This is a genomic window from Alteromonas halophila (assembly GCF_014651815.1).
Taxonomy (GTDB): domain Bacteria; phylum Pseudomonadota; class Gammaproteobacteria; order Enterobacterales; family Alteromonadaceae; genus Alteromonas; species Alteromonas halophila.
The window spans coordinates 258,016-278,506 of sequence record NZ_BMXP01000004.1 but is presented as its reverse complement, the minus strand read 5'-3'; the positions used below and the strand labels follow the sequence as shown (position 1 = coordinate 278,506).

General features: G+C 45.8%; 21 protein-coding genes and 1 pseudogene. 20 read left to right on the top strand and 2 right to left on the bottom strand.

Going from position 1 to position 20,491, the window contains the following annotated elements:
- Window positions 1–76: 76 nt before the first annotated feature.
- Window positions 77–1,126, bottom strand: coding sequence for a hypothetical protein (locus IE054_RS10860; protein ID WP_189406317.1), 1,050 nt, complete (start codon window positions 1,124–1,126; stop codon window positions 77–79).
- Window positions 1,127–1,843: 717 nt separating this feature from the next.
- On the opposite strand from IE054_RS10860, the gene IE054_RS10855 reads away from it, so the two are divergent.
- The 18 genes and pseudogenes from IE054_RS10855 to IE054_RS10775 all read left to right on the top strand — a co-directional run bounded on the left by IE054_RS10855 (window position 1,844) and on the right by IE054_RS10775 (window position 18,030).
- Window positions 1,844–3,463 (top strand): Mu transposase domain-containing protein, encoded by a 1,620-nt coding sequence (locus tag IE054_RS10855; RefSeq protein ID WP_189406314.1) that lies wholly within the window; start codon window positions 1,844–1,846, stop codon window positions 3,461–3,463.
- Window positions 3,456–4,235: an ATP-binding protein gene (locus tag IE054_RS10850; protein ID WP_189406313.1), complete on the top strand. Its 780-nt coding sequence runs from the start codon at window positions 3,456–3,458 to the stop codon at window positions 4,233–4,235. Before IE054_RS10855 ends, IE054_RS10850 begins: the two co-directional genes overlap by 8 nt.
- Window positions 4,228–5,052, top strand: a complete 825-nt coding sequence (locus IE054_RS10845) for a hypothetical protein (RefSeq protein ID WP_189406311.1) — start codon at window positions 4,228–4,230, stop codon at window positions 5,050–5,052. Before IE054_RS10850 ends, IE054_RS10845 begins: the two co-directional genes overlap by 8 nt.
- Window positions 5,033–5,983 (top strand): tyrosine-type recombinase/integrase, encoded by a 951-nt coding sequence (locus tag IE054_RS10840; protein ID WP_189406309.1) that lies wholly within the window; start codon window positions 5,033–5,035, stop codon window positions 5,981–5,983. Before IE054_RS10845 ends, IE054_RS10840 begins: the two co-directional genes overlap by 20 nt.
- Before the next feature lie 68 nt (window positions 5,984–6,051).
- Window positions 6,052–6,708: a hypothetical protein gene (locus IE054_RS10835; RefSeq protein WP_189406307.1), complete on the top strand. Its 657-nt coding sequence runs from the start codon at window positions 6,052–6,054 to the stop codon at window positions 6,706–6,708.
- A 23-nt stretch (window positions 6,709–6,731) separates the two neighbouring features.
- Window positions 6,732–7,985 carry a DUF3644 domain-containing protein gene (locus tag IE054_RS10830; RefSeq protein ID WP_189406305.1) on the top strand — a complete coding sequence of 418 codons (1,254 nt, stop codon included), beginning with the start codon at window positions 6,732–6,734 and terminating at the stop codon, window positions 7,983–7,985.
- Between the two features lie 69 nt (window positions 7,986–8,054).
- Entirely contained in the window at window positions 8,055–8,498 is a 444-nt protein-coding gene (locus IE054_RS10825; protein ID WP_189406303.1) for a hypothetical protein, read from the top strand.
- Between the two features lie 17 nt (window positions 8,499–8,515).
- Window positions 8,516–9,190 (top strand): hypothetical protein, encoded by a 675-nt coding sequence (locus IE054_RS10820; RefSeq protein WP_189406301.1) that lies wholly within the window; start codon window positions 8,516–8,518, stop codon window positions 9,188–9,190.
- A gap of 313 nt (window positions 9,191–9,503) precedes the next feature.
- A pseudogene (locus tag IE054_RS17980) lies at window positions 9,504–9,584 on the top strand (RHS repeat-associated core domain-containing protein); the annotation flags it as partial.
- Window positions 9,585–9,620: 36 nt separating this feature from the next.
- Window positions 9,621–10,628 (top strand): hypothetical protein, encoded by a 1,008-nt coding sequence (locus IE054_RS10815; protein ID WP_229805098.1) that lies wholly within the window; start codon window positions 9,621–9,623, stop codon window positions 10,626–10,628.
- A 3-nt stretch (window positions 10,629–10,631) separates the two neighbouring features.
- Window positions 10,632–11,018 (top strand): hypothetical protein, encoded by a 387-nt coding sequence (locus IE054_RS10810; protein ID WP_189406297.1) that lies wholly within the window; start codon window positions 10,632–10,634, stop codon window positions 11,016–11,018.
- A gap of 146 nt (window positions 11,019–11,164) precedes the next feature.
- A complete protein-coding gene (locus IE054_RS10805) occupies window positions 11,165–11,614 on the top strand; it encodes a hypothetical protein (protein ID WP_189406295.1) in 450 nt (149 codons plus the stop codon).
- Window positions 11,601–12,395 carry a hypothetical protein gene (locus IE054_RS10800; RefSeq protein WP_189406293.1) on the top strand — a complete coding sequence of 265 codons (795 nt, stop codon included), beginning with the start codon at window positions 11,601–11,603 and terminating at the stop codon, window positions 12,393–12,395. Before IE054_RS10805 ends, IE054_RS10800 begins: the two co-directional genes overlap by 14 nt.
- A 171-nt stretch (window positions 12,396–12,566) precedes the next feature.
- Complete coding sequence (locus IE054_RS10795) at window positions 12,567–12,887, top strand: hypothetical protein (protein WP_189406291.1); 321 nt, start codon at window positions 12,567–12,569, stop codon at window positions 12,885–12,887.
- A 554-nt stretch (window positions 12,888–13,441) separates the two neighbouring features.
- A complete protein-coding gene (locus IE054_RS10790; protein ID WP_189406289.1) occupies window positions 13,442–14,224 on the top strand; it encodes a PEP-CTERM sorting domain-containing protein in 783 nt (260 codons plus the stop codon).
- 137 nt (window positions 14,225–14,361) lie between these two features.
- Window positions 14,362–14,892, top strand: coding sequence for a DUF5655 domain-containing protein (locus IE054_RS10785; RefSeq protein ID WP_189406287.1), 531 nt, complete (start codon window positions 14,362–14,364; stop codon window positions 14,890–14,892).
- 8 nt (window positions 14,893–14,900) lie between these two features.
- Window positions 14,901–15,821: a DUF2785 domain-containing protein gene (locus IE054_RS10780; RefSeq protein WP_189406286.1), complete on the top strand. Its 921-nt coding sequence runs from the start codon at window positions 14,901–14,903 to the stop codon at window positions 15,819–15,821.
- Window positions 15,822–15,963: 142 nt separating this feature from the next.
- Window positions 15,964–18,030, top strand: coding sequence for a glycoside hydrolase family 97 protein (locus IE054_RS10775; RefSeq protein ID WP_189406284.1), 2,067 nt, complete (start codon window positions 15,964–15,966; stop codon window positions 18,028–18,030).
- 60 nt (window positions 18,031–18,090) lie between these two features.
- On the opposite strand, the gene IE054_RS10770 is transcribed toward IE054_RS10775, so the two are convergent.
- Window positions 18,091–18,990, bottom strand: a complete 900-nt coding sequence (locus IE054_RS10770) for an ADP-ribosylglycohydrolase family protein (protein WP_189406282.1) — start codon at window positions 18,988–18,990, stop codon at window positions 18,091–18,093.
- Window positions 18,991–19,383: 393 nt separating this feature from the next.
- Between IE054_RS10770 and IE054_RS10765 the strand changes: the two genes are divergently transcribed.
- Both IE054_RS10765 and upp read left to right on the top strand, forming a co-directional pair.
- Complete coding sequence (locus tag IE054_RS10765) at window positions 19,384–19,614, top strand: helix-turn-helix domain-containing protein (RefSeq protein ID WP_189406280.1); 231 nt, start codon at window positions 19,384–19,386, stop codon at window positions 19,612–19,614.
- Between the two features lie 75 nt (window positions 19,615–19,689).
- A complete protein-coding gene (upp, locus tag IE054_RS10760) occupies window positions 19,690–20,319 on the top strand; it encodes a uracil phosphoribosyltransferase (protein WP_189406278.1) in 630 nt (209 codons plus the stop codon).
- The last annotated feature ends 172 nt before the right edge of the window (window positions 20,320–20,491 follow it).

Sequence of the window (20,491 nt, the reverse complement as noted above, 5' to 3'; positions counted from 1 at the left end):
CGGTGTTCGCAAAATCCACAAAAATGGAACATTGACTCCGTTTTCGTTGGACCACCATTCCTAAAATGGTGGACCACTAGTCAAGAAGTCTGGACCATGTAGTGACATCAAGCTGCGCTGTATCTTTAAGAATCAGCACAAGCTCGTCATCTTTGATGAAACGTTTGATTTTGTCTGATTTACCTCGATTACTGTTGATTTTACTTATCAACCACAGCAGACCCTTCTCCCTGTTTGCTGCAAGCGGGAACTCACTGTTTAGTGCTTTCACTACGATAAAGGGGGCGCGACTGTTTGTGCTCTGTCGCAGCAGATTAACTTCTTTTATAAGCAGCTCTCGGTTTGAGATGTCTATAAGCGCAAGAAAACGCAAACCTTCTCCCGCATAGGTTTCGCGCAAGCCGATTTGGAAAAGGGTATCTAAAAGCTGGCGTTTAAATCGGATTAAATCCACACTATATTCGATAAACTCCTTGATTTTGTCATTGGCGATAAAAGGATGGCAACGATTAAGTAGTTCGACCAGAAAAACAGTCAGTTCGTGGTGATTATGGCTAAAGTAGCCTGTTGCATTGAGATTTACGAGATGGTCAACAATTGCGTGTTGTAAATTATTTATTGAAACTAATATATTCCCGTCTTTCGCTAGTTTAAATTTCAGTATTGCTAGCAGGCAGGCCAACGCCTGAGCGTCGGCACGTAAGCGCAGTTCAGTGACGATTGGATGGTTAATCTTATTTAATACAAAACTACCGACATCGTCCTTTTTATCTTTGAAAATCGTACTTGCAACATCTAAATCAAGTCTATTGTGCAATAGCGTCCAATCATCCTCTCCGGCTTCCAATAAGAAGAGCGCCAGCCATAAAGGGGAATAGTAGTACCGTAATGTTCCTGAAACCTTGTTATCGACTTGCTCTAAGGTCTCAAATCTCGGGCGAGTTTGCTGATTTAAATGCTTATTAAAAACACTTCCCCTGCTTCCATCGCTGCCGAATAGCCTGTCAAGTTGGTTTGCATTGAACGGGCAGTCGAGAGTATCTAACACGAAGGAATAGGTGGCATGAATACGATGCCACTGGGTCTTTGAAGTTTTGACGACAAGGTCTCGTTGCAACGGCGTCAAAGTCGCCTCCACTTTTCGGCTTGCGAAAATAATTAAAAAAATTTACGGCGAAAATGGGCTGCTTTTCTTCCGATTACTAGACATTTGTTCCACCGTCTTTTTTCTATAGTCAGCGTTAGACAAGAAAATCGTAACGGTCAGTTACCATTAATTGTAGCTCAAATCATGCGTCACGCTTTCAAAAAGCCTGACGCATTGCCTCTTAGGAAATATGCACTAGGTTAGTAATTCAGGCGAAACATAACAGAGCGTATCTATGAGCGAATCAGATACTGATTTATTAGCGTTACAAATTAAAAAAGAGCTGTATGAGTACATAGGGCCGCTGTTGTTTGGGAGGCGGTTATACAGTGCACTTGGCTATCCCAGTGTGAATGCCTTCAGACAGTCGGTATCTAGAAAAACAGTACCTGTAGAGGTATTTAGACTTGATTATCGGCGAGGTCGATTCGCGCTATCACGGGACGTCGCAGAGTGGTTGGCAACGCAGCGGCAGGACATTATCAAAAAACGAATGAAGGAGGTAATACACAGTGATAGTTTAAGGGGCTCATAAAACACAAACCCCCGCGAGAGTTTGGCGACCTGCGGGGGCTGTGTTGGATATCGAATTTTATTGATCGACATCTTTAGTATGGTCGTTCGCGTTGTATTGTCAATGTTTGATGGCCATATCTTTGTGGGCCTTGGTTTTTAATTACAACCGAGGAACTAAGCATGATACATGCAGCAACATTGCGAGCGTTGTTACAAACATTGCTCGTATTAATAAATAAAGTGCTCGCCAATGGCGTATCACGAAAACTTATTACACGGCAACTTTTATTTGAGCAGATGGCATCCCGACGAATTGCGAAATCGGTTGGATGCTCTCATCAAACGGTAGGAAGGTTCTCTGATAGACTTTTGAATCTGCCGCTTCCATGGCCGGATTTTAATGCTATGGAAGACAGCGAGCTTATCCTTCTTTTTTACCCCAGCGCATTTCAGCATCCCAGCTATAAGCGTCGTCCGGATTATGAAGCGGTCAAAAAAGAGCTGGCTAAACGCCCAAAGAAGTATGGCGAGAAAATTAATACCGGTTTCTTACGCTATCGTGAAGCAGATCCGGCTACAGCACTTGGGAGAACTCATTATTTCGCGCTGGTTCGCAATTATTTAAAAAAATCAAAACTGGCATTTCGTTTTCGTTATGAGCCCGGCGAGATAATGGCTTGTGATTTTTCTGGCATGAAAGTGCACTATCGCGACTTGACTCAGCAGCGTGAAGTGTCAATGGACGTACTGGTTGTGGCATTCGGTCACTCCCAAAAAATGTATGCAGTGGCGCTTCACAATATGTCAGCAAAAAACTGGATCCGCGGGCTGGTTGAAGTCATTCATGCAGAAGGAGGCTGTACGCCCGTTATTCGATTTGATAATGCCCAATTAGTAAACCGAGCGGGACTATTACCCGCCTTAAACGAACAGGCCATCACTTTCAGCCGTTACTACAACCTAGCCTGTGATACCTCTCGTGTTGGCATGCCGAGAGATAATGCGATAGCCGAAAAGAGCGTTCAGTTTATTGAGAATCGGGTATTGGTTCCTATGAGAAACCTAGAGTTTACCAGCGCATTGCAGGTAAACCAGCATCTGCGAGCGGAGATAGAAAAGCTTAATAATGAAAAGATGCAAAATGTTGGGCTCAGCAGAAACGAAAAATTTTATCAGGCAGAGAGACAGGCGCTATTGCCTATTCCTGCCAAGCCGTACCGACCCGTAGATAAGTATTGCCCGCAAACGGTGTCTCCAAATTATTCGGTGCGCCTGAATGGGCATAAATACAGTGTTCCTCATAAGTACCGTAATCGGAAAGTCACATTGGAGGTACGAGATAACGAACTGACTGTTGTACTGGGCGCTAAAACTATCGCCACACACACCATAAGTAATGAGGTGGGTGGGGAAACGGTAATTGAGCATCATAAGCATCCCATCGAAAAAGCGGAAGACCAGAAAAACGTCACTGCCTTTACACAATGGGCGGAGCCATTCGGGCCATATGCTGTGAAAGTAGTGGCGGCCCAATATTGTGGAAAGAAATCTTCTCGCTCACGTTTTGCCGGAAAAGCTTGCACATTCATTCAAAAACTCGCGAGAGGGTACACGCCTTCAGAATTTGAACGAGCGTGTCAGTATGCTGTCGAGCATGAAATGACGAAGCCTGAAGATCTTTCCATCATTTTAAAGTCGAGCATATTCGATGACGATGATGAGCAGAATGACAGTGCACCCATACTTCAGCATCAAAACATTCGCGGCAAAGACCACTATGGGGTACATCGTTATGAATAATCTCAATCAATCCATCAAATCGCTGTGTGACTATTTACGGATACCCATGGTTTACACGGTATTTGCTGAACAAGAGGGTCGCAGTAACATAGAGGAGCAAACGTGTGCTGAGCGCCTTTTTGAGCAATTGCGAGCGCAAGCCGACAGTGCCCACGAATCGAAAGTAGCGCGTCTCCAGAAGGCCGCAAAGTTGCGATGGCCCCATGCCGTATTAAGTGACATACAAACTAGCGATAAGCCGCCAGTGCGTGTCTCAAAGCTTAAAGAATTGGCGCAATGCCAGTGGATAAAAGATTTTCGTCACATCATTATCAGCGGCCCAACAGGAGCCGGTAAAACCCATCTGGCTTGTGCATTGGGGCAAGAGGCATTGTTGCGGGAATACACCGTGCAATATTATCACTATCCGGTTCTGATCCGTGACTTGAAAATAGCTGAGAAAGCGGGCGACGATTCGCTGGAAAAGCTGCGTCGCAAGATAAGTAAAGTCAGGGTTTTACTCATTGATGATTGGGGGATCCAGCCGCTTAATCCTCAAGAGCGTCATCTGCTGTTTGAGCTTATCGAAATCCGCGACCAAAGCTCATCACTTATCATTACCTCGCAATATGCGCCCAGTGACTGGTACGACGCTTTTGGCGACAAAACGATTGCAGATTCAACGTTAGATCGGATCGTGCCATACGCAATTGCGTTGAATTGGGATTGTGAGTCTTATCGCGATAAGCGCGGGCGTCAGCTATCTGGTAAGGGAGGTGGCAAAAATGACTAAGTCAGAACTAGCGTTATTCCAAGCCAACCTTTTTACATCATCACCTATCTCTGGTGATACACATATCATCGAGCGACAGGCACCCATGGCGGTGCAGTTTTATCATCGCTCGCTTTTAGGCAGCGCAAAGCCGATGGCATTTACGCATAGTATTCTCGGTCTTTCTCGTGAAACTATCGACGAGTTTAATATTGGTTTTTGCGACAGGACGTTGTCACTGGAGTTCCCCTATCACAAGACAAGAGAGGGAATTAAGTTGCGCGGTGGATTCAAGCGTATTGGCCTTTTAAATGGTGAGACAGGCCATGAGACCATGCGTGGTTGTATTACCCTGCCGCTAGTTACTGATGGAGAGCTTGTCGGCCTGTATGGTCTTAGGTACTCCACACCCCGACGCAAGCAACCGTCACTCAAGTGCAGTGTGTTTGGTCACATGCCCGTGTTCATACCCTTTGAGCCACAAAAGCTGGCATTGGTTTGTGATAATCCGTTTGTCGCCTTGGGGCTTGCGGAGCGCGGCTATCGCAATGGCGTTACAATCTTGGGTGATGATTGGTGTGAACTAGCGTCATCCGAACTGAAACGCAACGGTATCGAAACGCTAGTTGTCTTTACTGACGCAACGTCAGATGAAGATGCAATGGGCGAGTTTCGCAGCGATGTTGTAGATGCCAACATGCTGCTGTGTGAAGTGGCGCTACCTTTCAAAGTCCAGAAGCTAGGTAAGTGGGACGATTGCCAATGGCGTTTGTTTGATAAGCGTTTAACACGGGTATTATCAGAAGCAGGGTATCGTAATGAGCGCTACCAAGCCTGAAACCTTTGAGGAGTGCTTCGACGCATATTTTGATGATTGTAATGCGTCGGGGCAGTCCCCTACGACTGTGCGAATCAAGCAGTGTAATCTGAATCTCTTTCATAAGTGGTGTATCACCGAAGGTATCAAGTCGCCTTACGACCTCACCAAAAAAGACTTGGAAAGTTACAAGCGCTATCTCAACACGTACATCAACCCCAGAAGCAATGATTTGTTAAAACCGGCTGTCAGGCGCAACCGCCTTCGGGCTGTGACCACTTTTTTTCGCAGGTTGCTGTACCTTGAAATTATCGACAGCAATCCGATGCAGTACTTTGAACAGCCCAAGGTTCCCAAAACGTTACCTACGGCATTCTTGTCATTCCCAAATCTTGAACGGCTATTTCATCAGGCGGACATTGCAGGCACTAAAGGCATAAGGGATAAAGCCATCATGGAAACATTCTACGCTACAGCTGTTCGCCGGATGGAGCTTGCTAATATCAAACTCTACGACCTCGACCGACAGGACGAAAGCCTGTCTCAGCTTCGTGTTAATCACGGCAAGGGAGCGAAAGACCGGTATGTGCCCATCTCCAACAGGGCATTGGCTTGTATTGATGAATATATAGTCAACTGTCGCCCGAAACTCGAAACCTTTTATTCGGGTGACACATTGTTTCTAAGCAATAGCGGGAATCCATTCAGGCCCACGCAACTTTCGGAGCTTATTAAAAAGTACCTCATATCCGCAGGCTTTGATGTCAACGCCGCCTGCAATGTGTTTCGTCACTCAGCAGCAACACATATGCTTAGCAATGGTGCTAACCTTCGCCAGATTCAGGAATATCTGGGCCATGCAGACCTTTCTACTACACAGGTATACACGCATATTGTGCAGAGTGAGTTGAATGAGTCGTACATGCGGTTTCATCCTTCTGCCCGAAATTAAAGTTTGTTGTAGGTTATTCAGTAAGCTTTTAATATGGTTAATTAATTTCCAACAAAATTACGGGCGCTATGCAAAAGGAATTGAACCAAGTTCATGAGCATATGATTAGGTTGGGGAGAGCTGCTCTCTCTCATGCTAACTATCATGCGTGCTTTTATAGTTTCGAAGGTGAGATGTGGGACGAAATGTCAGTGCTTCAAGCGGCACATGCTGCTGAAATTTTTATCAAAGCTAGAATTGCGCAAGAACACCCGTTATTAATTTTCGAAAAAATACCGCGTTCAAATCAAGCTGAGGTTGATATCCTGAGTTTTAAAGACTTGGTGAAAAGTGCGAAGACGTTTTCATACTTGGACTTACCTGAACGGCTTTGGGCTGCAACAGGGATAAAATTACCTAATCATGAATTGTATAAGTCGTTTGGACAGCTTAGGAACACTATACAACATTTTACCGCGCCTGATGAATGGCCCTGCGATACAAAAACATTTATCTATGAGGTAATCGACCCATTTATCAATCAATGTTGGGGACTATATGCAATTGACCATCACGAGGATACTGACAGGTACAACAACATCGTCGATGTTTTAATTTCTAGTGAAACCCCTTTTCTGGTTTCTCCAACGTGTGCATCTGAAATGGGCGGTTGTGAGCAGCTCCTGTCCGGTTGTTCTGACAACTACAAAGCAATTATGGCAGATAAGTTTTCTAGGGATCGTTAGTCGATATACAAGGTAAGGATACGATGAGTAGATATGAGAAAGTCGATTTGGCGTTCGAATTTTTAACTAGCCGCGAGCGCCAAGGCGAAGCGTTTACCATACGACAACTTGCCGATGCTACTGGATGGAAAGTCGATACATGCCGAACATACCCATCAAAGCGCTGGCATCAATATGTCGAAAGAGATGGGGATCAGTACACAAGTTCAGGTGTTTGCTTTTTAAGCAAAGAAGAATTCAGAGCTGTACATAGCCAAAAGTTACAACAAACGGCAGACATGTCAGCTAAAGGTGTCCTTATTCACAAAGCAAAGGAATTTGCTCTATTAGCAGTTTCAATCTACAACAACCCATACACCGAGTTTAAAACTTACGGCTTTATCGTAAATATAAATATCGCTTTCACCGCGTTGTTCCATGCGATTTTTGAAAAGCGGGGCGTGGACTATTTTCATTACGACCAAGATGGCAATCCAGTCGTGATTGATGGAGATAAGAAGGCATGGGAGCTTTCTGAATGCGTGGACCATTATTGGAGTGGAATAGTAAGCCCCGAAAAAGCAAATCTGAAGTTTTTAATTGGTCTTCGAAACAAAATAGAACACCGTAATTTACCTGCTATTGACTTGGCCGTTGTGGGAGAGTGCCAGTCAGCACTCAACAACTTTGAAGAGATAATTGTCCAAGAGTTTGGTGATGTCCATGCACTAACAACTTCACTTGCTTTTGCCATGCAACTTACACGAATTTCGGAACAAGCCCAAATAGATGCCCTAAAACAATTACAAAAAGAAAACTACAAAGTAGTTAAGGATTACATGGAGACGTATCGTGATGATTTGAGCGACGAAATTGCCCAAAGCCAAAAGTATAGACTTAGAGCTTTTTTGGTTCCCAAGTTAGGCAATCATGCTACATCGTCTGATTTGGCGGTTGAGTTTATCAATGTCAACAGCCTCTCTGAAGAGCAACTTCAAAATTACGAGCAGGCTGTCGCATTTATCAAGGGGGTGGAAAACCCCTTTAAATTAAAGCCTAAACGAGTAGTTGAATTGGTATCTAAGAAGATTCCCTCGTTTAACATGACATTGCATACTAAGTGTTGGAAGTTTTATGAAGCAAGGCCCAGAGAAACTGACAGGACATATGCGGGAGAGCATTCTGCTTATGTAGAGGGTTTCGACGGCTATTTATACTCCATGAAATGGGTTCAGTTCTTGAAAACTGAACTAAAGGATGAAGACAAGTTAGTACAAGTCAAATTGCAGACAATCTGAGCCTGAGCTGCGGAGGGCACTTTGAATTGGGTGGAGAAATATCGGGACTTTGATTCCCCAAGAAAACGAGTGAGTTATTTCCGTAGTCATGTCGTAAACCTTCATCGTGAAAGTTGGGCTTTCAGCGGAGGCATAGACCCTGCAATCCTAGCTGAAATTGAAGAAAGTTTTAAACACGGAAATTTTGTTGCCTGTGTGTTGTTGTGCCAATTAGTCGTTGAACATTCTTTAGCGCATTCATTTGTGCTTACTGAGCAAGAGGCTATCGCAACAAAGGGGTTTGCGAAACTTATTGCAGCAGCCGCAGAGCATAGTGTTATTGATAGTGATTTGGCTGACCAGTTAACCTCACTCAGAAAAATGCGAAATCCATACGTGCATCCTAAATTTGGAGAGGGCAGCGGTACATATATCAGGCGAGTCTTAGATACAAAAATGGATTACAACGAGTTACCCGTCGCGGATGGTATTGAAGCTATCAGGATCTTGGGAAATTTTATTAATCAACGCTAAATAAAAAGGAATTAGTATTGTTTGCAACTTATACAATCATGCTCTTGGCATTGTTCTCGATTGGCATAACGCTTTATACCCGGAAAATGAATGAAAATGATAAACCTATAATCTTCGTTTGGGGTAACTCCGCTTGTATGGTCGGTATCGTAATTTTAACCGCCGTCAGTCAATTTAACACATCGACTGATGACAAAGCCTATAAACAGGCAGTTTTGGATTTGGGTGTATTAGCTAGAGTAAATGAGTTCATCATACCTATCTTCGATAACTACGCAGAGATAACCAACAATTTTACACCCATCAAAAATTACATATATCAGGAGCAAACAAAAAGCACTAACCCAGACGTGGTTACTTTAATTGAAAGGCAACAGAACAGAATTCGCGAACAAGAATCTTTTCAAGTTGCAAATCAAGCACTAGATAACTTGAAATCAATTGCTGCCGAAGTTCAGAGTCTGCATATGCAATATGGCGATAAAGTGCCAAAGGAAGTTCTTGAGTGGGCAGGCGTAGTTTCGGAGATCAAGTTGGAAAACATGGATATTTATTTTGACCCCTATGCAAGGGAAGGTGATTCACCGAGTGAATCAGTCTTAAGTTTTTTCGAGTTAAGTGGAAAAGCGTTTGGCGTAAGCATTGGTCGAGCAAAAAAAGCGTCTGAAACCATTAACTCAATAGCTAAATAACGAATCCACTATTTTGATTAGGGAGGCTGCGAATAAGTCTATAGTCACTCAGCGAGTCCTGAAGTGCGTAGTTGCAAGGCAGGTTTCGCAGGCAATGGCCGTCGCCCTTGGCAAGAAGCCTAACGCAGCAAATGCGTGCTTCAGGGCTCGCCCTACGGGGCTTCCAGCCAAGCGCCTACTCTGCGTTGGCCTTTTTCGACTTAACCCGTTAGGCCTGCAAAAGACCGTCTTGATTAGCCCCTTGGCTGAAAGCCTGAGCGGCCATAGACTTATTCGCAGCCTCCTTAGTGGATCATAGATCCACTGTATCCATATGAACGGTAGGATCTACGATCCAACCTTGGGTAGGTTTTTGCAGGCTGATCCGTTTATTCAGACTCCGATGAATAGCCAGAACTATAACCGTTATTCATATGTGTTGAATAACCCGATGAGTTACACAGATCCAAGTGGGTATTTCTTTAAGTGGTTAGGTAAGAAAGTAAAGAAATACTGGAGGCCAATCGTGGCAGCTGTTGCAGCGATAGCGACATATGGAGCAGCAACTGGTTGGGCCGCTGGATGGGGGCTCACAACTACAACGACTTTAGGTACAATATCAGCCACAGGCGCAACAATGAGTATAACCACCCTTTCACTGGGAGGGTATATGGCTGCTGGCGCCATATCTGGAGCTGTTGCAGGGGCGATAAATACTGGCTCACTCAGAGGAACTTTGAATGGTGCTTTTTCTGGTGCAGCATTCGGTGGATTAGGATACGGGGCACATTCAGTAGCTGGACCACAATGGAGTGGTGCTACACAGATAGCAGCTCATGCTGTTACAGGAGGGGTTCTTTCTGACTTGCAAGGTGGCAACTTTGGCCATGGGTTCTTATCTGCGGGAGTCATGAAAGGTGTTGGTAAAATACAGTCGAGTGCTTCCTATGGGCGGACCGTAATTCAAGCGATTGCTGGAGGCACAGTGTCCAAGTTAACTGGCGGAAAGTTTGCAAACGGAGCAATGACTGCTGCACTTCAATATGTGGTAAATGAAATTTCTTACAAACTCAAGAGCATGACCTTAGAATCGAAAAGAGCTAGGAAACATCCAGAAGTTTTTGACGATGTACAAACAAAGAAAATGGGAGTCATGGAAGCAGGAATTAATCGAATGACGCCAGATAATGACCTTTTTTCTGATAACCCATTGAAGAAGTTTGTTGCTAAAGGAAATATATTCAGCCAAATAATGAATCAGGTAGGTTCTGTAGATCAGGTGACAACAACTACCTATGGTTACTGGGATGATAAATGGAACTATGAGTTCGATGTTTATGAAGATGGACACCTAGTAGGAACTCAGAATGTATTTCGATATGAGATCAACTATGAGAGTATGTTCACTATAAGGCAGAAAGTTAATTATGAAAATGCGAAATACTTCTGGCAGGATTAGAAGATGAAATACTTGTTGGGGATCTCTTTAGCTATCAATATTTCGCTTGCTTTCCTTTTCGTTAATGAAAGCAACGTTGAAGAAAGAAATATAATAGCTAGCAGTGGAGAGGTGGATTGCATTTCTGCATTAAGCGGAAAAATCTATAACACTAAAAAAATAATCGGGCCATTTTATTTTGAGGAATACTACGTTATCGATGTTGGCGAAGGACTTGACGGTAGTAGCTTCGAAAGAGAGTTTTCCGGATGTTTTTACAACGCCCACACCGTTATAACCTCCGAAGCTCGATTAGAAGAGACTATCGATTTATTAAGGCAAAATAGTAATGATGGTTTTGGCTTATTTAAAAGGGTTGATAAGAATGAAATACATATACTAGCAAAATAGACCCAATTGATAGTTGAAGTCTAATTGCGAAGAACAGTTTAAGAATAAATTAGCATAAGCGTAGATAATAAGCTCGCTTGCTTTAATTTGAAACCAAACCCGCTCCGGCGGGTTTTGCATTCAATATACTGAGCAGGATGCATTAAGTGGCGCACGAGAAAATTCAAAAACAGCTATCGGAATACCTCGAATACGAGCTAAGGCAGCTTATTGATAAACGAGTTTCCGCTTTTAAGCGACAGCTAGAATACGTAAAAACAAAGGATAACCCGCACCTAATCAAGCTCTATTCCAATAACTGGAACGATGAAATGCTCAAGGTCGTGTTCGTGCTCAACTCATTTTATCAACTTGTACTTGGTCCATTAGACAGCTCGGCTCGAAGCTCAACAAATAGCGGTCTAGGTTCAGATATACCAATAAGTTACGGTAAAAGTATCAAATTCAACGCTTCTAGAAGTCGCAAAATCAATAAGGCGGTTGAAAGCTTTAATAGCATCATTGCGAAATTAGAAATTAATAGCTTTGTGATGGGGCTGAATTCAGCCAACGACATCGTTTTCAATCTTGCAAAGGACTTGTATGAAAACGAGTAGTGCTTGGTTATCTGACGTTGAAAAGATGGTCACTCAATTTGTTGATGATCATTCGCTGGTGTATAGCAAAAAACAACGAGAATTGTCTGCATCATTTGAGATTGGGTGTTTTCATGCACTACTCGATTATTATGAGCAAATGCAGTTTGATATTTCAGTCGAAAATCTTACTACTGATGGTGAATTTCGTTATCTAACATCGCCAAGTGGTAACCCCAACAACTTCTCCTATGTAGTCGCTTCGCTTGGAGAAAGAGCCTATGAAATAAGGCAGCAGCTAAAGATTTATTCCGAACTAGATGAACACATTTCCTTTGCTCCAGACCTATCTGTAGTGAGAAGAAACACTCGCATTGAAAAAGTGAAAGATGATGACTATGCGAAGGGAAAACGCTCGTTCTACAGAGTTTCAAGCAAAGACGTGATAGCTGCGCATGAGTGCAAGTCCCTTCCTCCATTCCCGGAGTTGATGGTTTCTTTTATTGGAATGTTTGTTACTGCCCACTCTTGGCATACAGATCAAACTTGGGGCGTAACACTAGATGATACAGGCTTGCACTTAGCCCCAACAATGTTTGTCGGTGGTAGCGCACAAGCTATGCATTTGAAAATGATATCTGCGATTCAAAAAGTACACCCTTTGAACATTGTAGTCGGTATGCATCAAGGAAACTGGGATTTGTATGGGCCGCATAAAAAGCTGAATCGGTTAGATGTTGCTGGTGATAGAGAGGCACTAACCTTAGCTAAGCCAATAGAACACCTCTTTAGCTTTCCTTGATTTCAATCGCTAGACCCTGCGATTTGAAACCAAACCCGCTCCGGCGGGTTTTGCATTCAATGGGGTCTTTTGCTGTCAATGGATTTGGATTCAATTGATAGACGAGAGTAATAGTGTTTGGGTGGTTGGTCTATAATCATTATTAAGGCCTTCGAGCACAATTTATAATCGATGAAAACAAGCAGTCAAAAGCAAGCGCAGAAATTAGCCAATCAGCTTGGCATTTCATTGCAGGAGTTTTGTGCTCAAATCGGGGTAAGCTCAAGTAAGGAAAACCTCGACAGCGAAACAGTATCGGCAGTCATAACGATCATGGACGAGGTCAATCCTTGGTTTGAGTCCCTACTAGATGCTTGGGTATGGTTTACCTCCAGTCGAATAAAAGGATTTGGAGATATGTCGCCCTCTGAAGTTTTTCGTCAGCGTGGGAAGGCTGGTGCAGATTCTATTCTAGAGTACGTTGCCTCAAAAAATATGGGTGGCTTTGAGTAAAACGCTGCCTTCCTTCAAAAATCCAGTACCATCGCCTCTTTATATTACAGAACAGCTCCGCTGCCGCTGAAATCGTATCTTTGAGAATGGTTTCAACCAAGCAGACATAGAACTGATGTAAATATTTTCCTTATTTGTTTAAATAAAAATCGGTCCTAGAAATTAGATATATTGGTCCAAACAAATCAGTCTTATGGTCCGTGCTTTTTGGGTTGATGGTTCAATGTGGCCGGATTTTGCAGTGTTCGCTGTTTTAGCAGGACACCGGCTTTTTCATGCTATTTCACTTCTCCAGACCACTGAATACTGGACTGGCATATCACGTTCATGCTGTCACTGGTGTCAGTATTTTTTACAACGCTCCTGGCGCTAATTTTTAAGTGATTGATATTTAGGTATAAAATATCAGGTCTGAAATTTGCTTATCAGTCTAAACTTATACTTTTGGCTAATATAATCGTCGTTAAGAATGATCGCCAAGGTTCATCTGACAGCTAAATCAAACACGTCATCAGATAGCGGGCTGTCTCTACATGAAGAAAAAAGGAAAAAACATGGCAGGCATTTATAAAAAAATACTACCTTTGGCAGTGTTACTTGCATCAGGCGGGGCCAATGCGGCACTGATTTATGACGCAGACGCAACACCCGACGCTATCTTTGGCAGCGGTAATACAAACGGCAGCTACACCATTGATCGTAACAACGGTATAGAATTGGCCTTGCGCGGTAAACTTCGCCACGATGCATCAGGTGCTCCTCAGAATATATTTAACAGCAATGGGGATGGTACTTACAGCTTTGCCCCTGGTGTGGGCCCCTCTCAATCGTTTCCAACTGCAGAGTGGAGCTTCGAATGGTCAATCAATACAGATTTTGAAGGGCAATCAGGCTTAGTTTTATCCGACCTGACGTATCAACTGGGACTGGATATGGATCCGTCGATGGGTACCAGTTTCACCATGTTTGATCTGATTAACGGTGCACCCTGCTATGATCATTCTCTGGGAACCAACTCGACCGCTAACGAAAGTGGTATTGAAACCAATTGTGGAGCCGCTACTGCAGCATCTGATTATGCGTCGAATATCAGCACATACAATGTTGCACAAAACTCATGGAAGCCTCACTGGTTTATCTCGCCTTTCGATCCAACTGTAGACGGCACCTATGATTTCTACCTGACAGCGTTTGATGGTAACAACAATGCACTGGCAAGCACTAATATACAAATTATCGTTGGCCAGGGTGGAACCACCAATGTACCGGCGCCGTTACCTGTCTTTTTAATGGCATCCGGGTTACTGGGAATGCTTTTTGCGCGAAAACGTAAATAGCAGACAGACAACACGAAAAGGACCGCCACATTTGTGGCGGTTTTTTTATGCCCAAAGCAAAATGCGGCGTGTTTATCGCATCGATAAAGCAAAAATAGAAAACTCGGTTATGGTTAGAAAAACAGTGGAGCGTGACAATGGAACAAAACCTTCCCGAGAAAACCGGTAATACTCTGGCGCAGTGGAAAACCATACTAACAAGCAAACAATTGAATAAGCACAGCGATATCATGGCGTTTCTTAAAAAAGAATGTGGTATCACACATGGCTATGCCAACTTTATTGCGCTGAAGTTCAGAGAGTCCGATGCCGGTAGCACATCACCAGATGAACTGATTGAGGCGCAGTATGCGAAAAAGCAGGCATTACGGCCCGTATTTGAGGGATTGCGCCAGGCTATTCTGGCCTTTGGCAGTGATGTTGAAGAAGCGCCAAAGAAAGCGGCAGTTTCGTACCGCCGCAAACGTCAGTTTGCTCTGCTCAAGCCGGCGACAACAAGCCGCATGGATATCGGCTTAAAGTTTACTGATCGTGCTGTGGGCGGACGACTCCTTGATTCCGGCCCGTTCGGCACAATGTGCACTCACCGTATAACAGCCAATGCAGATGACCCAATTGATGATGTGTTGCTTGAACTACTGCATGACGCCTATCAGGACGCAGGGTAAGCTGTGATATGACCTGCCTCAAAGCTACACAACTGGCGACGATGCTGCTTCTGTCGATGCTGTTTTCACTGCCGACGGAGGCAAGTGTCGATCTTAATAAATGTACCTCTGCGCAGTGGCCGTTGGAGAAGTTGCAGAAACTGAAAACCGACCCTTCCGACAGTATTGACAAACAGGCGCTGGCCTTGCAGTTACGGCACTGCCTGGCCTCTCCAGAGCCTGATATTCGCGATGAACTGGCCTACGGCCTGCTAAGTCAGTGGATGCGTGATACGCAGTTAACCGAAACGACCCGCCAGAGGTTGTTCAGTGAGTTAGTTAACGATATTGCAGTGAACACGCCCAGCGATAAAAACGTGTATCTGCCATTTGCAGTACTGACACTGTCAGAAGTCGTCAGGACCGATCGTATCAATTCGTTTTTAAGTGATGAGCAGCGCGAAATGGCGATTCACACGGTCGCAAAACACTTAAACACACTCTCAGATTACCGGGGTTTCAGCGAAGATGTGGGCTGGCGACATGCCGTTGCTCACAGCGCAGATGTGTATTTGCAGATGGCACTTAATCCCGCAGTGTCGAACAGGCAACTTAAGGCAATGGCAGAGAGTGTGAGTGGGCAGATAAACCCATCGCAGCATCATTTTTACCACTACGGCGAGCCGCAGCGGCTGGCGCGGGCAACAGCTTACTTAATGTTGCGCGAAACGATACCAGTGACATTCTGGCAATCATGGCTGGCTGAGATTGCGTCTCCGTCCCCCTTCGCCAGCTGGCAGGACGTTTACCGTTCCGACAGGGGGCTTGCCAAACGGCACAACACGCGTGCGTTCTTACTCGAACTTAGTGCGATGATCGCAGGCAGTAATCATACCCGGTTGCAGAAAATAAACCGCTTTCTCAGTGAATTTCTTAAGCATACGGCCTGACCATCATAACTGATCCTGTCATGCTGTGCTCTGACCAGTGGCCGCTAACGCAGAATTTATCTTAATTGATTAAGAAAGTGCTTTAACTTCTCAGATTGGCTGTTACTATTTCACAAATCATTCACAATTAATGGAGCTACTGATGCGCCCATTAGCCATGGTACTTGGTCTTTTCTGTGTCGCGGTATCGTCCACGCAGGCAAAGGACTTTTCAGTCACATCACCGGACGGTGAAACCACCTTTACATTTTCAGATAATAATCAGCTTGCACACTACACCGTGCGGTACAAAGGGGACACGCTGATCCGTCCGAGCAAGCTGGGTTTTACTTTTGAAAATGCCCAGCCGATGTATCGTCATTTCAGAGTGGAAAAGGTGTCTGAGGACAGCCTTGACACACGGTGGGAACAGCCATGGGGCGAACAGCGGGTTATCCGTAATCACTACAATGAGCTGGCCGTGCGCTTTACCCACACTGACGACAAAAACCGCAGTTTCGTGGTTCGGGCACGGGTGTTTGATGACGGCATAGGCTTTCGTTATGAAATGCCGGACAATGGCGACATTGCCATTACCCGTGAGCTTACACAGTTTCATCTGACAGATTCACACCGGGCAACAGCGTACTGGATCCCGGGACAGTCACAGCAGCGCTATGAGTATGTGTATCGCGAAACGCCACTTAGTGACGTGGATTTAGCACACACGCCGTTTACCGTGAAGTATGACAATGGCACACATGTGGCGATCCATGAAGCGGCACTGGTTGATTATGCCGGCATGAGTTTGCAGCAGCTGGAGATGGGACGACTTGAGGCCAGGCTCGCGCCCCGCGCTGACGGAACCCTGGTGCATAAATCAGGAAGCTTCACAACGCCCTGGCGAACGGTAACAATTGGTGATCAGGCCGTTGATCTGGTTAACAGTTATATTGCACTGAACCTGAATGAGCCGAATAAACTTGGAAACGTTGACTGGGTAAACCCGGGTAAGTACATCGGCATCTGGTGGGGCATGCACATTAGTAAATTCAGCTGGGGCTCAGGAGAGAACCATGGTGCAACGACGGAGCGCACCATTGAGTACATGGATTTTGCCGCGAAACATGGTTTTGACGGTGTGCTGGTTGAAGGCTGGAACAAAGGCTGGGACGGTGACTGGATGGCTAATTCTGAGATTTTCTCTTTTACCGAAAGTTACCCTGACTTTGATCTGAAAAAAGTCACTGATCATGGCAAAGAGGTAGGCGTAAAACTGATTGGTCACCATGAAACCTCTGGCGGTATCACCAATTACGAAGCACAAATGGAAGATGCTTTTGCGCTTTATCAGAAGCGGGGTGTGGCGCAGATTAAAACCGGCTATGTTAACTACGGTCAGAACCTCAAAGTGGTCGATGAAAAGGGCGTGATGCGCTATGAATTCACAGACAGCCAGCCAGTAGTCAATCATTTCCTGCACAATGTGAAAACTGCTGCAAAGTATGAGTTATCTATCAATACTCATGAGTCCGTGAAAGACACCGGGCTGCGCCGCACCTATCCCAACTGGATCGCACGGGAAAGTGCGCGGGGGCAAGAATATAACTCTGGCTGGTCGGCACCCAATCCCGCAGAGCACGTGCCGATGCTGGCATTTACCCGTATGCTGTCCGGGCCCATGGATTTCACACCAGGCATCTTTAATCTTGACTACACCCGCGAAGAAAACGGCGGTATGGAAGCGGGGGCCGGTGACATTATGCGACCCATATCGACACTGACCAAACAACTGGCTGAGTATGTGGTGCTTTACAGTCCCATTCAGATGGCGGCAGATCTGCCGGAGAACTATGAAGCCAGGCCTGATGCTTTTCAGTTTATTAAGGACGTGCCGACAGACTGGGAAGAGACCCGCGCACTGCAAGGTGAAGTGGGAGACTATGTGGTGATTGCCCGTAAGGAGAAGAAGCACCGGCACTATAGCGGACGGGACTGGTATCTTGGCGCAATCACGAATGAGGATGCGCGTACTATTGCGGTGCCGCTGACCTTTCTTGATGAAGGGGTAACCTACGAAGCGCAGATATACCGTGATGCCAGAAAAACTGACTGGCGCAATAACCCTTATGCCATGGTGATTGAGTCGAAAAAAGTGCGTAAAGGGGATGCCCTGAATCTGCGGCTGGCGGCGGCAGGCGGGCTGGCTGTGCGCTTTAAAGCGCTCTAGAGAAAGTTACTGGTAGCGGGCCCGAACTATGCTGGGCACGTTACCAGTCTGCATGACTTTCTAGTGAGCCCGTACCTGTGGCTGGCTTTGCAAAATGCGGGAAAAATTATTCAGCGCCATAAAGGCACGGGGCATTTCATCCAGGCTGGCACCCAGAATAAGGCCGGCAAGTGCGCCGCGAACCGCCACCTGACCACCTGCCAGCATGTTTTGTGACAGACATTCCCAGAAATCCTCCCGATAGCGGAACAGTAACAGCATGGTGCTGGCAAACGCCGAGCTAACGCTGCCTGTGTTCCCCAGCGCCCGGATCGCGTCAGGTGCTGATGTATGTTCAGACTGCTGGGCGCTATCAATCAAAGGCGCGAGCGGGCTGGTACTGGGCAGCGCCGCGGATTCAGCGTCAATCGCCGCTAGCGATGACTGACCATGCTTAACGCGGTAGGCGAGTTTGGTTAAAAACAGGGTCGCAGCAATCACAGTTGGATGGCTGTGGGTAAGCCGGGTTTGTGCTTCAACAGCGATAAGCAACGCGGCTAAATCGTCAATGCAGTAAACAAACGGTGCAATGCGCGCGGCACCCGCCATGTCCTCACTGTCGCTGCCCTTAAGCGCGTGGGGACGGGTCGAAAACGTTGCCAGCGACTGGGCTGACGCCTCATCAACATAGCTGCAACGATTGTGCATATAGTCACACCACTGCTTTCTTGCGGTTTCGATGGTAAACACGGCATCACGCTGCAAAAGGTCAAACATTAGCAGGGTCTGTTCGCCAATATAGGTCTGATCGCCGGCCTGTTTTGCTATGTTTGTTGACCCGACTGATGGCTGGCCAAGAATTCCTGGCGTGGCGGCCAGTGCGCGTCGCCGATCTGAATTATGAGGATACGCACAGGGGAGGGCATGGCTGTCCGCATACAGTGACGCGGCGAGCATGATTCTGGCTCGGTGCGGCTGCATACCTGCTCCTGTTCAGTGTGTGACGTAGAGATCGCTACGCGGGGGTGGGCAATGTGTATCACTGATACACATTAAGAATCATGTGGCAAAATAGCTGTTGTGCCAGACGCACGACAGACCCGGCACTTTCCTGAACGGAAAGTTGTTGCCATTGATTTAGAACATGGTAGGGTTACTATCAGACTACATTACAACGTTTAACGCACGGACTACGCCATGCAACCGCAAAACATGCACAGCCAGTATTTTTATAATTTTACCTACTGATTGCACCTGACATTCGGTGTTCAGGGGCAGCTACACGCTTCTGGGCATCGCAGGTAACATGTTTTGCAAATGCCCAGAATGAATTATCAATCTGGGCTTTTTTATGCCCAAACGTTGGAAATAACCATGAGAGAACTTACTTTAGGCGATATCAGAAAGCAGCACCGTGTGAAGCAGGAGGTAGTGGCAATGGCCTTGTCTGTCACTGCGTCTGGTGTAAGTAAGCTGGAATCCAAGCGGATTCAGGACGTGCCATTACATCGTGCAGCCGCTTATCTTCAGGCAGTCGGTGGTCAATTGTCGGTGCAGGTCACTCTGCCCGGAGGTAATATTATGCAGGTGGGAAACAACGATTAATGGGTAATTGCGCTTGCCAATATGCGGTGTCCCCGGCACACTTTGATACCTTTTCAGGTTAACAAGGAGCGCAGCATGGCCGTTCATGAAATTACCCATCCATTAATTCAGCACAAGCTGGGACTGATGCGAGCCGCAACGGTCAGTAGTAAAGATTTCCGTGAACTGGCGGGCGAAGTGGGAAACCTGCTGACATACGAGGCGACGCGCACATTGCCAACCGAAAACACGGATATTGAAGGCTGGGGCGGCGAGCCAATCAGTGTTAAGCGAATAAAAGGCAAAAAAATCACTGTGGTGCCAATTCTTCGTGCAGGTCTGGGCATGCTTGATGGTGTGCTTGAGCTTCTCCCTAATGCCAAGATCAGTGTTGTCGGACTGTATCGTAACGAAGAAACGCTTGAACCAGTTCCGTATTTCGATAAGGTCGTCACCGACATTGATCAGCGTATCGCACTTATTGTCGATCCTATGCTTGCTACAGGCGGTACGCTCATCGCCACCATTGATCTTCTAAAGCAAAAGGGCTGCACGCATATTATGGGGCTTTTTCTGGTCGCTGCGCCTGAGGGAATTGAAGCGGTCGTCAATGCTCACCCCGATGTGGACATCTTCACTGCTGCTATTGATGACAGACTCAACAGTAAAGGCTATATTCTTCCCGGACTGGGCGATGCCGGTGACAAAATTTTTGGCACCCGCTGAGTGACGACAGACGTATTCGAGTTTTCCCAAGCCTGACATCCCACTTTTGTCGCCGTGTGATAAAAAGTGCTGGGTAAGATGTTAATAAAATGATAACTTAACAGGTAAGTTAATCGATTAAGGCCTGGCGCATATAAGGGATAGATGAGCCAGCTTAATTTTTGTAAGCGCT